Consider the following 15,081-nt stretch of genomic DNA (forward strand, 5'->3'; position numbering starts at 1 on the left):
CTACGGCGAATCATGAGTCACCCGGCCAAGCAGATCGATGAGCTACTGCCGGATCATTGGTTAGCCTCCCGGAAGAAGAATGCCGCATCGCAGACCGTCAAGCAAGATGGGCTGGGTTGACGGTTACCTTCATGCTCTTCTGGTCCAAACACAGCGCCGCCTCCCCCTGGGTCGGCTGGGAGCTGGAAACGGCCAAACAGGCCAAAGCCCGGGATCTCATCCAGATCCAGGCGCTGCAACCGGACCTGCCGCCACCCACGGGCTTCGAAGCCATCCACGGCAGCAGCGTCTATCTCTGGGTACGGGAGGGCAACGAAGCCGTGCGCAACCGGCCGCCGGCGTCATGAAGGGGAGATCTAGTCTCGCAAGACGCCTGTCGTATTGCCTCAAATCCGTAGGATGTGGTGAGCACAGCGAACCCCATCTGTCGGGGCAATTCAGAAGAGATGCGGTTCATTGCATTCACAGCATCCTACGAAACCAATGGAATTTCAGGAAGATAAAACGGTCAGCCGTTCGTCTCCGCCTCCAGAAGAAATTTGCGTAACTGCATTTCTTCCCGCATGACGTGAACAATTAAAACCACACCGTTTTCTTGACGGTAAAATATTCGGCATGGCCTGACAAAAACTTCACGATAAATCGAGTTGGGAATTTCGGGTGGAACATGGCCCGAATCCGGAAACTGCCCAAGCCGATCCACGGTTGAAAATATTTTTTTAACAAGTCCTGCAGCCGCTTCCGGCTTATCCAAAGCGATGTAATCCGCGATTTCTTCCAATTGATCCAGAGCGGGATCCGTCCATACTATTTCAGCCACTTCCGCATCCGCTCTTTGGCCTTCTCATGGGAGGTCGTCCTGCCCTCCAGAATTGCCCTTTCTCCCTTGGACAACCCTTCCAGCAGCGCGAGCCTGCGCTGCATGAATTCGTAATCCTGAACATCGACCAGGTAAGCTGACGGCTGACCATGTTCGGTAATCAATACAGCTTCCTTGCTCTCATGCAGATCGGCAAGGATTCTCGTCGCTTGACGCTTCAGATTGGTGACAAGCTCTACTTTCATGAGAGACCTCCTTCAAAGTGCTACTATAGTAGCACTCTCGTCGGTTTATGGCTACTCTTGCGAGACAAGGAGACCAATCTTGACGCCCAACGGTTCATGATAACCGGCGGCGACGCGAGGTATTGGTCACCACCGCAATTTGGTTTTGCTTTTCAATTTTGCACAGACGTATTTTCCGTCCGGTTGATTATATTGTTAGATTTCTTTTTGTTTTTAAATAAATATGTCAATAGATACAGAGTGTTAAAACAAAACATGATGCTAAAGAGTGTGATTGCTTTGCTGGTAGCTTCAATTGCTAAATCTACCGTTTTGTAGGCTCCATTTTGAGCTGTATAACTGAACTTGGCGATGCTTCTTAATTTCTCTATGTTCGTTTCATTTTTAATTATTTCTTCAAATTTGCTTGTTTTATCCGCGCTGAGCGAAAGAGAATTGTAACTTCCAAAATATGCATTCGAAAGACAAGCAATGCTTATTATAAGGAAAAAGATATTTGCAGCTAATAATAATTTTATGGGATTAGTGCTCATATTAAATTCTTTGAAATCTAACGGTTCATGATAACCGGCGGCGACGCGAATTTGCGTGACCCACCGCAATTTTGCTTTTCAATTTTGCACAGACGTATTTTCCGTCCGGTTGATTAAGTTGTTATACGCTTTTTGATAATTTTGTAATTGTCTCATATGTTAGGGCTTCTAATGGCCCTAGGAATGGTTCGACCTCTTCCTTTATTTTGGGATCAAATGGCAAATAGCCAAAGTTCTTATTCACTTTCAAATGAGCACATCGATGTCTTGCATGAACGATAGAATCAATGAACGAGATAAAGCCCTGTAATGCTTCCTCTTCGGTGGTGAATTCAAAAATTGAAGTGAACACATTTAATAGGTCTGAATTGGTTTTAAGTGTGTCTTTAATATGTTGTTTTTTATGTGTTGGTGGAAACTGACTCTCAAGTATCTTGAAAAATGCGATGAATTTTGCAATAGCGTTTTTTGTGTTTCTAGCTTCGTTGTGTTGAGTCACGAGTCGGAAATCAATTGAGTCTTCAGATTTTTTTGCAAATTTTTGGGAGTCAAATTTGGGGGGAGGGACTGCTTCAACCAAATTGACCACAACACTAAAAGGAGTGTCTCCAACTTCTTCTATTTCTTCAGGCGTTTCTGGCAACCTTTCGCAAACAAGCAGGCCTCCAAGCAACTTAAAGTCACCGTGATCAAAAGCTATTTTTTGGGAAATCATAAATGCCAAATGGTGAATGACTGGCTTGGCCTCGTCGTGTGTCAAAGGTAGCGTGATGTACAATGTCCCCGTTTGCTCGGCATTGGGGTTATTTTTTTCTTTGTCCGGTGATATGGAAATTTCTAATTCAAGATTTTCGGGCAAATTTTCTGCAATATTTACGTTAAGGCCATTTGCGGACCCTATAAATTTATGTTCTTTTTCAAAAACGAAGTCATTAGTTTGAAAATGAAAATGCCATTTTGTCTTCATTGATTTCTCATTTTTTGCGTATAACAATATTTAGACGGATCCGCATAAGATGCGGATTTTCGGCACTATGCCGTATAATGCTCCATTTTCGCATTTCAATAAAATCGACAAACTGCTGAAATCAAATCTATTCCTTCTTTATTCCGGCATATGGCGGCATCTTATGCGGATCCGGATAAGATACCATCAAAGCCCATCCACCGGGCTGCGAACCGCCGATGGACCCCGGTTCAGCACATGCGTGTAAATCATCGTCGTCTTGACATCACTATGGCCGAGAAGTTCTTGAACGGTGCGGATGTCGTAGCCTGCCTCCAGTAGGTGGGTCGCGAAGGAATGCCTGAACGTGTGGCAGGTTGCGCGACATAGGTGTTTTCGGTGCGGCGGCTGTAATGGCGGGCGCGTAGAGCTTGACGCAACTGGTCGAGCAGTTTGGGGGGATTTGTCGGGAGCGGCCTGGAAAGAGGGGAAGGGTCGGGCGGGCTGCTTCCGGGCTGGTGAGTCGTACCTTGCCTGGGCGTATGACTCTCTTGATTCGGCCGCCGGGTTTGATCGTCCATCAGCCCTCCTCGGCAGAAGATAACCCCATTGCATTGGAAGACGATAATCCGCATCGATGCAGCCCGTCAACCACAAAAAATTTCAACAGTGGCCCAAAAGGCGACGGATTTATTTCCCTGCTTCGCCCGTCCTTGGCTTCGCCGGGCGGTTAGAGACTTCGGATTCGAACACCAGATCCTCGCCCGTCTTGCGGTTGTCGTCGTGGCTTGGAACCGCCAATGGATGGGCGATTCCTCAGTCGCCGTCCCCGTCGGCGGTGGGCAGGCGCAGCAGGTAGAGGGTGACGCCGAGGGCGATCAGGGGGAGAAGGATTTGCAGCCAGAGGCGCTCGATGAGGAAAAACGTGGAGAGCAGGATGCTCGCCCAGACCAGCAGAATCGCCTTGACCTTGGCCTTGAGGGGCATGCCGGCGCCGGCGAGATAGGGGCGTACCAGGGGGCCGAGCTGCTCGTGTTCGACCAGCCAGGTATGGAAACGGTCGGAGCTGCGGGAAAAACAGGCCAGGGCCAAAAGCAGGAAGGGGACGGTGGGAAGGACCGGCAGAAAGAGGCCGAGAATCGCCAGGGCGACACTGAGCCAGCCGCAGGCGAAAAGGAGCCAGCGCAGGATGGAGGTGGAGCTGTTCTTTCCGGCGGGCGCGGCGCCCATGCTCAGGCCGGCTCCAGCCCGGCGAATTTGAGCAGCAGGGTTTTCGGCCCGACGCTGCGGAAGTAGACGGTCACCTTCTGTTTGTCGCCGCTCCCTTCCAGGCGACGCACGGTGCCGACGCCAAATTTGAGGTGGCGCACCTGCATGCCGATGCGCGGCCCCTCCTCGGCATCGGGGACGAGGCGGACCTCCTCCTCGAAGGGGAAGTCATCGTCATCGAAGGGGGCGGGGGCGATCTGCTCGAAGATCGAGGCGAGGTTGTGGCCGGCGGTCTTTTTCAGAGCCGGAGCCGGCTGATCGCGCAGGGCCGCAGGCGGAATCTCGCCGAGAAAGCGACTCGGCGGATTGAACTGGTAGTCGCCGTAGACCCGGCGGCGGCGGGCGTGGGTGAGATAGAGCTTCTCCATGGCCCGGGTCATGCCGACGTAGCACAGGCGCCGCTCCTCCTCGATCTCCGCCCCCCCTTCCGCCGCGCGCGAGTGGGGGAAAAGCCCCTCCTCCATGCCGGTCATGAAGACCACGGGGAACTCCAGTCCCTTGGCGGCGTGCAACGTCATCAGCGTCACCCGGTCGAGGCTGTTGTCGTAGCTGTCGAGGTCGGTGATCAGCGCCACCTGCTCCAGATAGTCGGCCAGCGTCCCCTCGCTGCCGTAGTGTTCCTCCATCCCCGCCAGCAGCTGTTCGAGGTTGTCCATCCGCCCCCGCGCCTCCTCGGTGCGCTCCTCCCGCAGCATCGGCCCGTAGCCGCTCTCGTCGATGATGACGGCGGTGAGCTGGGGATAGGGGAATTCCTCCAGCTTTTGCCGGAAACTTTCCATCAGCGTCACGAACTCCCCGACCCGGTTGGCCGCCGCCCCTTTGAGGGCGCCCCGCTCCAGGGCCAGGCGGCAGGCGGGAAGAAAGCCCCCGGCTTCGACTTCGAGGGCGGCGATGCGCTCGACGGTGGCGGCGCCGATCCCCCGGGGGGGGACATTGACGATGCGCCGGGCGGCGATGGCGTCGGCGGGATTGGTCAGCACCCGCAGGTAGGCGAGGATGTCCTTGATCTCCAGGCGCGAGTAGAACTTGACCCCGCCGAACATGACGTAGGGCAGCCCGCGGCCGCGCAGGGCCTCTTCGAGGGAACGGGACTGGGCGTTGGTGCGGTAGAAGACGGCGATGTCGCGGAGATGGCGGCCGCTCTCCTTGAGGCGGGCAATCTCGGCGGCGACGAAGCGGGCTTCTTCCAGGTCGTCGGGCAGGGCTTCGAGGGTGATCTTTTCGCCGGGGGGATTTTCCGTCCACAGCGTTTTCCCCTTGCGCCCAACATTCTTCGCCACCACTTCGCCGGCCGCTTCCAGGATGGTGCGGGTCGAGCGGTAGTTCTGTTCCAGACGAATCACCGTGCAGCCGGGGTAATCCCGCTCGAAACCGAGGATATTGCCGATCTCGGCGCCGCGCCAGGCGTAGATCGACTGGTCGTCGTCGCCGACCACGCAGAGGTTGCAATGAACCCCGGCCAACAGGTGGATGAGCCGGTACTGGACCTGGTTGGTGTCCTGGAATTCGTCGACGTGAATGTACTGGAACCGCTGGCGGTACTTGTGCAGCACCTCGGGATGGGCCTCGAAGAGACGCACGGCGAGCAGCAGCAGATCGCCGAAGTCGAGGGCATTGGCCTGTTGCAGCCGCTGCTGGTAACGGGCGTAGACCCGCGCCGTCAGTTCGCCGTAGAAGTCGCCGGTATCGAGCTGCTCGGGAAAGAGCCCCTTGTTTTTGGCGGCGTCGATAGCCCAGGCGGCGGCGCGGGCTTTCAGGGTCTTTTCCGGGATGTCGAGCTCAGTCAGCACCGCCTTGAGCAGGCGCTCCTGATCCTGATCGTCATAGATGGTGAAGTCGGAAGAATAACCGAGGACAGCGATCTCCCGCCGCAGGATGCGCACGCAAGTGGCGTGGAAGGTCGCCACCCAGGGGAGTTCCGAGGCGCCGAGGAGCCGCTCCAGGCGCGCCTTCATCTCGGCGGCGGCCTTGTTGGTGAAGGTCACGGCGAGGATCTGCCAGGGAGCGACGCCCTGTTGGCGGATCAGATGAGCGACCCGGTGGGTCAGGGTGCGGGTTTTGCCGGAACCAGCCCCAGCCAGCAGCAGCAGCGGCCCCTCGTGGTGAAGCACCGCCTGGCGCTGCGGGGGGTTCAATCCGGCAAGCAATTCATCCACCTTACTGGTCCTCCAGGGTGCGACTCATCAGCACCCGGTTGTAGGCCGAAACCATGTCCCGTCGCGAGATAATGCCGAGCAGTTGGCAGTGGGTCGCGCGGTCGACCACCGGCAGCTGCTCGATGTTACGGTAGCCGATCTTGCGCATCGCCTGGTCGAGATCCTCATCCGCATGGGCGGTGATGACCTTGGTCGTCGCCAATTCCTTGACCACCACCAGATCCATGAGGTCGCGCTCGAAAACTACCCCCATGAAATCCTGTACCGAGATGATGCCGGTCAGCTCCCCCTGCGCGTTGACCAGGGGGAAATTGGTATGCCGGGTGCGCTCAATGAATTGGGCGAACTGCCCCAGAGTCATGTTCTCGGGAATGCTGGCCACGTCGCGCACCATGACCTCGCCGACCCGGATCGACTTCATGATGTTGCGCTCTTTGCCTGCCTCGAGGTCGATGCCGGCCCGGGTCAGCTCGAAGGTTTCGAGACTGTCCTTTTTGAAGTGGCGAGCCGTCGCCGTGCCGATGACGCAGGTGAGCATGATCGGGATGATGACCTCATAGCTGTCGGTGATCTCGAAGAGTAGAAAGATCGCGGTCATCGGCGCGTGGGTTGCCGCCGCCAGAAAGGCGCCCATGCCGACCAGGGCGTAAGCGCCGGGGGTGATCCCCGCCATGGGGAAGAGTTTGGCCGCGAGATGGCCGAAAGCGCCGCCGCTCATGGCACCGATAAAGAGGTTGGGAGCGAAGAGACCGCCGGGCATCCCCGAGCCGAGGGTGATGGAGGTCGCCACGGCCTTGGCCAGAACCAGGCCCGCCAACAGGTACCAGGTCAGCGGTTGGCCGTCGCCGCCGCCCAAAAGGACGGTTTCGACGAACTCGTAGCCGTTGCCGAAAACCTGGGGGAAAGCCACGCCGATAAGGCCGACCACCAGCCCCCCCGCCGCCGGTTTGAGCAGGGGATGGATGGGAATGGCGGCGATACGATCCTTGATGCGAAAGTGGATATCGGTGAAGCCTGCCGCGAACACGCCGATGAGCAGGCCGAGCAGCACATAGAGACCGAATTCCCAGAAGCTCTGGACGACGTATTGGGGGGCGAAAAGTTCCGAAATATTGCCGAGCAGGGCGCGGGAGACGACGGTGGCCATGCCACTGGCGATGACGATGGAGGTGAAACTGGCGAGCTCGAAAGACGCGAGGAGGACGATTTCCTGAGCGAAGAAGACCCCGGCGATGGGAGCGTTGAAGGTAGCGGCAACCCCGGCGGCGGCGCCGCAGGCAACCAGTACCTTGAGCCGGTCGCCGCTCATCTTGAAGGCCTGGCCGAACTGGGAACCGATGGCGCCGCCGATCATGGCGATCGGTCCCTCCTGTCCGGCGCTGCCGCCGGAACCGATGGTCAGGGCGGCGCTGAAGCCGCGAGTGAAGATCGGCCGCAGACGCAGCTTGGCGCCACCGAGATTGACCCGCTCCAGAAAACCGGCAAAACCTCCCTTGAGATCCTGCCCGAACCAGTGCCAGAGGGGGATCAGCAGCAAGCCGCCGATGGCCGGTAAAAACATCACCGCAAAGCGCCGGGGGCTCCACTCATGCAGGCTGATGTCGAGCAGCCGTTCGCTCTGCTCGAACAATCCCCAATGCATGAACTCGATGGTCTGACGGAAGGCGTAGTTGCCCAAGCCACCGAGCACCCCGATGATTACCGCGAGGATGATGAGAAAAGTGTTTTCGCTGATATGAAAATAGGCGGGCAGCCCGGCCAGCGCATAACGCAGCCGCGCCCGCAGACGCTGTCCGAAAGCCAAATCCTTTTACTCCACGGTGACGCTTTTGGCCAGATTGCGGGGCTGATCGACGTCGGTTCCTTTGAGCACGGCGATGTGATAGGCGAGCAGTTGCAGGGGGACGGAGGTCAACACCGGCATCAGGTCGTCGACGATGCGGGGAATGACCAGCAGCGCGTCGGCCTTGTCGCACAGCCCCTCGGCGTCGGTGACGGCGATCACCCGTCCGGCCCGAGCCTGGACTTCTTCCATGTTGGAAACGACCTTTTCAAAGGTATCGTTCTCCGTGGCGATGACCACCACCGGCATCAGCTCGTCGATGAGGGCGATAGGGCCGTGTTTCATCTCGCCGGCGGGGTAGCCCTCGGCGTGGATGTAGGAAATTTCCTTGAGCTTGAGCGCCCCTTCGAGGGCGGCCGGATACTGGTTGCCGCGCCCCAGATAGAGAAAATCCCGGGCATTCATGAAGTCGCGGGCAATGGCCTCGATTTGCTCGTTGAGCTCCAGGGTCTCCTCGACCTTGCGCGGCAGGGTCGCCAGGGCGGTGGCGAACTCCCGCACCTGCTCCGCCGTCAGGGTGCCTCGCGCCCGGCCAAGACGCAGGGCAAAGAGGAAGAGGGCGACGAGTTGGGTGGTGAAGGCCTTGGTCGAGGCGACACCGATCTCCGGTCCGGCATGGGTATAGATGACGCCGTCGCACTCTCGGGGGATGGAGGATTCGACCACGTTGCAGACGGCCACGGCCCGGCCGCCCTTGCCCTTCGCCTCGCGCAGCGCCGCCAGGGTGTCGGCAGTCTCGCCGCTCTGACTGATGAGCACGGTCAGGGTGTTCGGCCCGATGATCGGATCGCGGTAGCGGAATTCGCTGGCGATGTCCACTTCGACGGGAATCCGGCAGTGTTTCTCAATCATGAACTTGCCGACCAGCCCGGCGTGCCAGGAGGTGCCGCAGGCGATGATGAAAATCTTCTCCAGCCCGCTCAGGTCGGCGTCGCTCAATTTGAGATCTTCGAGGTAGACATCCCCCTCTTCCTCGCGCAGGCGGCCGGCCAGGGTGTCGGTAATGGCCCGGGGCTGCTCGTGGATCTCCTTGAGCATGAAGTGCTTGTACCCCCCCTTCTCGGCCATGAGGGGGCTCCAAGTGATGGTCTTGGCGATCTTGGTCAGCGGCTTTCCGGCCAGATCGGTGAATTCCATGGCCGCGCCGGTGAAGACGACCATCTCGCCGTCTTCGAGGAAGATCATCTCGCGGGTATGGGAGAGCATCGCCGGAATGTCCGAGGCGACGAAATTCTCCCCCTGCCCCTGCCCAACCACCAGCGGCGAGCCGAGCTTGGCGGCAACCATCCTGTCCGGCTCCTGCTCACAGAGGATAGCGACGGCGTAGGCGCCGCGCACCTCGGCCAGGGCCTGGCGGACGGCGGTAACGAAATCGCCAGTGGACTTGTAATGTTCCTCGACCAAATGGGCGATAATCTCGGTGTCCGTCTCGGAACTGAAGCTGTGCCCCTGGCCCTTGAGTCGTTCCTTGAGGGACAGGTAGTTTTCGATAATGCCGTTATGCACCACCACGATCCCGCCGGCCTTGTGGGGATGGGCGTTCGTTTCGGAGGGCCGGCCGTGGGTCGCCCAACGGGTATGGCCGATCCCCCGGCTCCCCGTCAGCGGACGATCGCGCAAGAGATTTTCCAGGTTGATCAGCTTCCCCTGGGCGCGTCGGATCTCGATCTTGCCGTCATGCAGGGTGGCGATCCCGGCCGAGTCGTAGCCGCGATACTCCAGACGGCGCAGGCCGTCAAGGACGATGGGGGTAGCTTCCTGGGAACCGATATAGCCGACGATACCGCACATATATAAAAACCTCTGGAGATCAGTGATTGGTGATTGGTGATTGGCTGAGGCGAAAAGGCGCCGCTGCAAACCCCGGAATCATTTTTTCGTGTTTTTCTGCCGCAGTCGCCAGCCTTCGATGATCCGCTGCTCACAGCGCGACAGGGCCAGGGAATCGGGGGGGACATCCTTGGTGATGGTCGAGCCGGCGCCGATCAGGCTGTTGCGGCCAATGCGCACCGGCGCGACGAACTGGGTGTCGCTGCCGACGAAGACGTCATCCTCGATGATCGTTTTGTGTTTGTTGACGCCGTCGTAGTTGCAGGTGATGGTACCGCAGCCGATGTTGACGTTGCGGCCGACCTCGGCGTCGCCGATGTAGGTCAGATGGCTGGCCTGGGCCTTTTCCGCCAGGATGGCCTTTTTGGTTTCTACGAAGTTGCCGAGCTTGTTGTGCCCGGCGAGGACCGTGCCCGGGCGCAGATGGGCCATCGGGCCGATGGCGCAGCACGGGCCGAGGGTCGACTCGGCCAGGACCGAACCGGCCTTGAGATGGGCGTGCTCGCCGATGACGCAATCGCTGACGATGACCCCCGGTTCGACGATGCAGTTGCCGCCCAAGCGGGTGACGCCGCGCAGATGGACATTGGGATGGATGACGCAGTCCGGGGCGATCTCTACTGAGGTGTCGATATAGGTGGTGTCCGGATCGATGAGGGTGACGCCGGCGCGCATGTGCGCCTCGTTGATACGCCGCCGCAGGATGGCATTGGCCTCGGCCAGCTGCACGCGGTCGTTGATCCCCATCGGCTCATCGGCGTCGGTCACCGCCAGGGCCCGCACCGCCAGCCCCTGGGCGCGGGCGATCTCGAGCACGTCGGTCAGATAGTATTCCCCCTGGGCGTTGTCGCGGCCGACGGAGCGCAGCGCTTCGAAAACCAGCGGCGCCTGAAAAGCGTAGATACCCGTATTGATCTCGTGGATGGCCTTCTCCTTGGCGGAGGCGTCCTTCTCTTCGACGATGCGCAGCACCGCCTCGCCGTCACGGACAATGCGCCCGTAGCCGTGGGGATTGGCCATCTCGGCGGTAAGGACGGTGACCGCCGCCTGCTGTTCGGCATGGTAGGCAAGAAGGCGCTCCAGGGTCTGGCGACGCAAGAGCGGCACGTCGCCGCACAAGAGAAGCAGGGTGCCGGAAAAGTCGCGTAGTTCGTCGGCGGCGCAGAGCAGGGCATGGCCGGTGCCGAGCTGCTCGGCCTGCACGGCAAAGCTCACCGGCTGATCCACAAGCGCCCGGCGTACCTCTTCGGCGCCGTGGCCGACGACCAGCACCGTCTTCTCACAGTGCAGTTCCCGGCAGAGGCGGATGGGGAAATTGACCATCGGCTCGCCGGCCACCGGGTGCAACACCTTGGGCAAGGCCGATTTCATCCGCGTCCCCTGCCCCGCCGCGAGAATGACCGCCGCCAACTGTTGTCCGCTCATAAACCCTCCTGAAAATGGGCGTGGTAAAAGATGATTAGTATCATGGAAAGACCCCATGGAGTCAAGGCCCGTGGGCTCGTCCCCGCCCTTTGCGCGCCGCCTTTTTTTTTGCATTGCCGCTAGGAGTTCAGTATAGTTCGGACATTGGAGGGACTTTGCAATGAATGATCGTTTGCTGATTCTGCGGGATCTGGGGGAAATCGAGCAAGAGCTCAAGGAGCTGGTCATCCTCTACGAACAGTATTTCGCCGGCGTGGAAAAACGCGAGCCGCTCAAGCAGCGCGAACACCTGGCCCGCCGTCTGCGCCATTTCGTCAATCGCCGCATCATTCAGACCGACGCCCGCTTCCGCTACCAGACCCTGGCTGCGCGCTATCACAGCTACTCCAGCCATTGGGATCGCATCCTGCGCCTCATCGACGAAGGCCGCTACGACCGGCATACCGCCAAACTCAAGAACGCGTCGTCGCTCGCGGAGGAACCGATCCCGACGGCAACGGCGGCCGACCCCGGGGATAAAATCTACCAGGATCTTCTCGCCGCCCGTCAAAGCTGCGGCATTGCCGGCCCGCCCCCCGATCCTCGTCAGGTCAAACTCTTTCTTGAAAACCAGAGGGACAAGATCCGTGAGAAATTCGGCGACCGGGCAGTAGAGTTCCGCGTCGAAATCGAAGACGGAAAGCCGAAAATCAAGGTCCGCGCGAAAAAATAGCGGCCTCGCGCCCGGGAGGGGCTTGACCCATGCATATCCTGCTGCCGACCCTGCATGTCCGCCCGTCGCCCCAGGCCGTCCCCCTGGCGGCCGCCTGCCTGAAAGCGGCGCTGCCGGAAGAGTCCCGCCGCCGCGCCTCCCTGCTCGACCTCTACCCCCGCCAAAGCGATGCCGAGATGCTGGCGGCGATCCTCGCCGCCGCCCCCGATCTGGTCGCTTTTCCCCTCTACGTCTGGAACCGGCGCCGGCTTCTCGCCCTGGCCCGGCAACTGCGTCAGGCCCGCCCCGACCTCATCCTCGTCGCCGGCGGCCCGGAAGTCATGGCCGACAGCGCCCGGGTGCACGCGGAAGGGGTCTTCGATTATCTCATCGGCGGCGAAGGGGAGGAAACGTTCGCTACCCTCGTCGCGCGCCTGGACCGGGGGGAGAAGCCGAGCCCGACGGACCCCCTGACCGCATCGCCACCGCCGCCGGAGGAGCTCCCCTCCCCCTGGTTGAGCGGCGCGCTGATCCCCAGCGAAGGCGGCGGCGTCCTCTGGGAAACCTCCCGGGGTTGCCCCTTTGCCTGCGCCTTCTGTTTCGATTCCCGCGGCACTCGCGGAATGCGCCCGCTGCCCATGGCGCGCCTGGAGGCGGAACTCGACCTCTTCGTCCGCCACCGGGCCGGCCAGATCTGGATTCTCGACTCGACCTTCAACCATCCCCCCGAGCGCGGCAAAGAGCTTCTACGCCTGCTCGCCCGCAAAGCGCCCCACATCCACGTGCACCTGGAAGCCAAGGCCGACTTTCTCGACCGGGAAACGGCCCGGTTGCTGGGGCAGCTCTCCTGCTCGGTGCAGGTCGGCCTGCAATCGGCCCGGCCTGAGGTGCTGCGACGTATCCACCGGAACTTCGAGCCGCGGGAGTTCGCCCGCAAGATCCAGCTGCTGAACCAGGCCGGCGTCACATTCGGCTTCGATCTCATCTACGGCCTGCCCGGCGACGATTATGCCGGGTTCCGGCAGAGCCTCGACTTCGCCCTGGAACTGACCCCCAACCATCTCGACATCTTCCCCCTGGCGGTGCTGCCCGGCACCGAACTGCACCGGGATGCCATCGAGTTGGGACTGCGGGCGCAGACCGAGCCCCCTTACGAAATCCTCGAAAGTCCCTCCTGCAGCGCCGCTGAGATCGAGGCCTGCCGGCTGCTCGCCGCCGCCGTCGATCTCTTCTACAACACCGGCCGCGCCGTCGCCTTCTTTTCCGCCCTGCTCCGGGTTCCCGGGTGGAAGGGTTCGGATTTTCTTCTCGATTTTGCCGACTGGGCGCTGACCGTCGCGAAAATCCCCCGCGAACGCTTTCTCGATGGCGAATCCTGGCAGGCCGCCGACATTCTTGAGCTTCAGGAGGGCTACCTCAGCCATCTGTTCAAAAAACTGGAACGCCCCGACCTGCTGCCGGCGGCGCTCGATCTTCTCCGCTACCATTTCCATTACGCGGAAACCCTGCTCGGCCCGGAAACCCTGCCGAGTCCCCCCGAAGAGCTGCGGAATCTCGACCCCTGGCTCGCCCCCCTAAGGCTTGCCGAGGGGGTGCGGCTGGTGCACTTCTCTTACGAGATCCTTGATCTGCTGGAGATGGAAGATTCCGAACTGGAGGAAGTCGCTCTCCTCTTCCGGCCGGTGGGGTCGGTGGCGGTCTTTCTGCGGCGGGGCGAAGAGGTGCTGTGCGAATCGCTGGAAGAGGATTTTCTGACCCTGCTCTCTGGCTGCGACGGCCGGCGCTCGCCGGAAGAGATTTTCGCCGGCACGGTCATCCGCGCCGAAGGGGAGGAGATCGTCCGCTTCGCCCTGGCGGAAGGCTTTCTGCTTCCGGCCCCCTGAAAGAAAAAAGGAACCCCTCCTCTCAACGAAAGGGTTCCTTGGGTAAAAAGTGTTTATCCCCGCTGAAAACTCAGGCGGCGTTGAGTCGTTTCTGATAGCGGGGACGCTCGGCGAGTAGCGCGATGATCTCCCGCACCTCGGGAATCCGCCCCGCCACCCGTACGCAGTCATCAACGACCAATGCCGGCGAAACGTAGACCCGATGATCGATCATTTTCCGCCGGTCACGGAAGAGATGTACTTCCGCTTCGACCCCCGTCTCAGCCAGAGCCTGACGGACATTCTCCAGGGTTTTTTCACAGCGCTTGCCACTTTCCGGTTTGCCAAGAATATCGATTCTCATAAATGGCCTCCTTCCGGCTTTGGCGGCATCAATTTATGACCTTGTTAGTCATAATATCCCCTTCCGCCAGAATTTTCAATGGATTTACAACAGTTTTCAGGGTTTCGGGGGCGGCGCGGTCGTGCCGTAAACGGCCTTCAGCGCTCGCCGTACCCGCGCCGCGAGGCGCACGGGGTTGATCGGTTTGGCGACAAAATCGAAATAACCGGCATCGAGCAGCTTCGCTTCTTCTTCCGCCGAAGACTTGGAGGAGAGAGCGATGACCGGAATTCTGGTGGTTTGGTTGTTGGCCTGCAGAGCCCGGAACATCTCGAACCCATCCATGCGCGGCATGATGGTATCGGAAATGATCAGATGGGGATGACGCTGACAGGCCGTCTTCAAACCATCGGCACCGTTGGTGGCTTCGATCGTCTCGTACCCTTCTTTCCTGAGGGCGGCGATGACCGCCGAGCGCACCAGCTCCTGATCATCCACCACCAGGATCGTCCACCAATCGGATTCAGGCTCTTTCGACTCGCTGGGCGCGCCGCCAAGATAGTGCTGATGCACGGCCGCCTGGATCTCCGCCGGAGTAGTCACGCAGGGGACAACCCGCAAGCCGGTCCGGAAGGAGATATCGTCGATGGTGTCCATGTCGAGGGGATTGACCATCGCCAGAAACAAGGTTTTCTGGTCGAGCTTGAGGGGAAACAGGTTCTTTTTCAGCGCGATTTCGCTGCTGAAAAGCGCCAGCACCTCTTTGGGGAAGCTGTAGCCGGCCAGGTTCTGCACGGTGCGGAAGTCAAACTGCCGGGCCAGAGCGACGGCGGTGTCCTTCTCGGTTACCACCCCCATCTCCTCAAGCACCTGCCCGAGACGCTTACTGCTGCCGCGCTGCTTTTCCAGGGCGAGTTGCAGGACCGGTTCGGTGACGACCTTGGCTTCGAGCAGAATCTCCCCAAAGCGCTTGCGTTTGTTCATTCTTCCCCCGATGTAGTGGCTGACTTAAGACTGCAACAGTCTTTTATGCAAATTGCGCTCCCAACCCCGCCAACCCCATAAAAAAAGGGAACAGACCGCTCGATTGAGCCATCTGTTCCCTTTTCACAAGCCTT

Annotated in this window: 14 protein-coding genes and 1 pseudogene; 3 read left to right on the forward strand and 12 right to left on the reverse strand. The window is 59.7% G+C overall.

The window, feature by feature from the left end; translation table 11 throughout:
* Positions 1-116 precede the first annotated feature (116 nt).
* Complete coding sequence (locus BQ4888_RS12250; protein ID WP_092057550.1) at positions 117-347, forward strand: hypothetical protein; 231 nt, start codon at positions 117-119, stop codon at positions 345-347.
* 161 nt (positions 348-508) lie between these two features.
* Here the strand turns inward: BQ4888_RS12250 and BQ4888_RS12255 are convergent, their stop codons facing one another.
* The 10 genes and pseudogenes from BQ4888_RS12255 to glmU form a co-directional block, all read right to left on the reverse strand.
* On the reverse strand, positions 509-820 hold the full coding sequence (locus BQ4888_RS12255) for a type II toxin-antitoxin system RelE/ParE family toxin (protein WP_092057551.1): 312 nt from the start codon (positions 818-820) through the stop codon (positions 509-511).
* Positions 808-1,065: a type II toxin-antitoxin system Phd/YefM family antitoxin gene (locus tag BQ4888_RS12260; RefSeq protein ID WP_092057552.1), complete on the reverse strand. Its 258-nt coding sequence runs from the start codon at positions 1,063-1,065 to the stop codon at positions 808-810. Before BQ4888_RS12260 ends, BQ4888_RS12255 begins: the two co-directional genes overlap by 13 nt.
* 152 nt (positions 1,066-1,217) lie before the next feature.
* Positions 1,218-1,598, reverse strand: coding sequence for a hypothetical protein (locus tag BQ4888_RS12265; RefSeq protein WP_092057553.1), 381 nt, complete (start codon positions 1,596-1,598; stop codon positions 1,218-1,220).
* Positions 1,599-1,719: 121 nt separating this feature from the next.
* Positions 1,720-2,565, reverse strand: coding sequence for a methylamine utilization protein MauJ (mauJ, locus tag BQ4888_RS12270; protein ID WP_092057554.1), 846 nt, complete (start codon positions 2,563-2,565; stop codon positions 1,720-1,722).
* 186 nt (positions 2,566-2,751) lie between these two features.
* Positions 2,752-2,925, reverse strand: a pseudogene (locus tag BQ4888_RS12275) (tyrosine-type recombinase/integrase); the annotation flags it as partial.
* Between the two features lie 435 nt (positions 2,926-3,360).
* Entirely contained in the window at positions 3,361-3,732 is a 372-nt protein-coding gene (locus tag BQ4888_RS12280) for a YbaN family protein (RefSeq protein WP_092057820.1), read from the reverse strand.
* Between the two features lie 44 nt (positions 3,733-3,776).
* Positions 3,777-5,969 (reverse strand): ATP-dependent helicase, encoded by a 2,193-nt coding sequence (locus BQ4888_RS12285; RefSeq protein ID WP_092057555.1) that lies wholly within the window; start codon positions 5,967-5,969, stop codon positions 3,777-3,779.
* A gap of 1 nt (position 5,970) precedes the next feature.
* Complete coding sequence (locus BQ4888_RS12290; RefSeq protein WP_092057556.1) at positions 5,971-7,773, reverse strand: chloride channel protein; 1,803 nt, start codon at positions 7,771-7,773, stop codon at positions 5,971-5,973.
* Between the two features lie 6 nt (positions 7,774-7,779).
* The gene (gene glmS, locus BQ4888_RS12295) at positions 7,780-9,603 is read right to left on the reverse strand and encodes a glutamine--fructose-6-phosphate transaminase (isomerizing) (protein WP_092057557.1); all 1,824 of its coding nucleotides are present in this window, start codon (positions 9,601-9,603) and stop codon (positions 7,780-7,782) included.
* Between the two features lie 78 nt (positions 9,604-9,681).
* Complete coding sequence (gene glmU, locus BQ4888_RS12300; protein ID WP_092057558.1) at positions 9,682-11,067, reverse strand: bifunctional UDP-N-acetylglucosamine diphosphorylase/glucosamine-1-phosphate N-acetyltransferase GlmU; 1,386 nt, start codon at positions 11,065-11,067, stop codon at positions 9,682-9,684.
* A gap of 160 nt (positions 11,068-11,227) precedes the next feature.
* Between glmU and BQ4888_RS12305 the strand changes: the two genes are divergently transcribed.
* Complete coding sequence (locus BQ4888_RS12305) at positions 11,228-11,779, forward strand: MXAN_5187 C-terminal domain-containing protein (RefSeq protein ID WP_092057559.1); 552 nt, start codon at positions 11,228-11,230, stop codon at positions 11,777-11,779.
* 29 nt (positions 11,780-11,808) lie between these two features.
* Positions 11,809-13,641, forward strand: a complete 1,833-nt coding sequence (locus BQ4888_RS12310; RefSeq protein WP_092057560.1) for a B12-binding domain-containing radical SAM protein — start codon at positions 11,809-11,811, stop codon at positions 13,639-13,641.
* A 70-nt stretch (positions 13,642-13,711) separates the two neighbouring features.
* Here BQ4888_RS12310 and BQ4888_RS12315 read toward each other — a convergent pair whose 3' ends face one another.
* Both BQ4888_RS12315 and BQ4888_RS12320 read right to left on the reverse strand, forming a co-directional pair.
* Positions 13,712-13,984 carry a thioredoxin family protein gene (locus BQ4888_RS12315; RefSeq protein WP_092057561.1) on the reverse strand — a complete coding sequence of 91 codons (273 nt, stop codon included), beginning with the start codon at positions 13,982-13,984 and terminating at the stop codon, positions 13,712-13,714.
* Between the two features lie 96 nt (positions 13,985-14,080).
* Entirely contained in the window at positions 14,081-14,947 is an 867-nt protein-coding gene (locus BQ4888_RS12320; protein ID WP_092057562.1) for a response regulator, read from the reverse strand.
* Positions 14,948-15,081 lie beyond the last annotated feature (134 nt).

The organism is Desulfuromonas acetexigens (assembly GCF_900111775.1).
GTDB classification, from domain to species: Bacteria; Desulfobacterota; Desulfuromonadia; order Desulfuromonadales; family Trichloromonadaceae; genus Trichloromonas; species Trichloromonas acetexigens.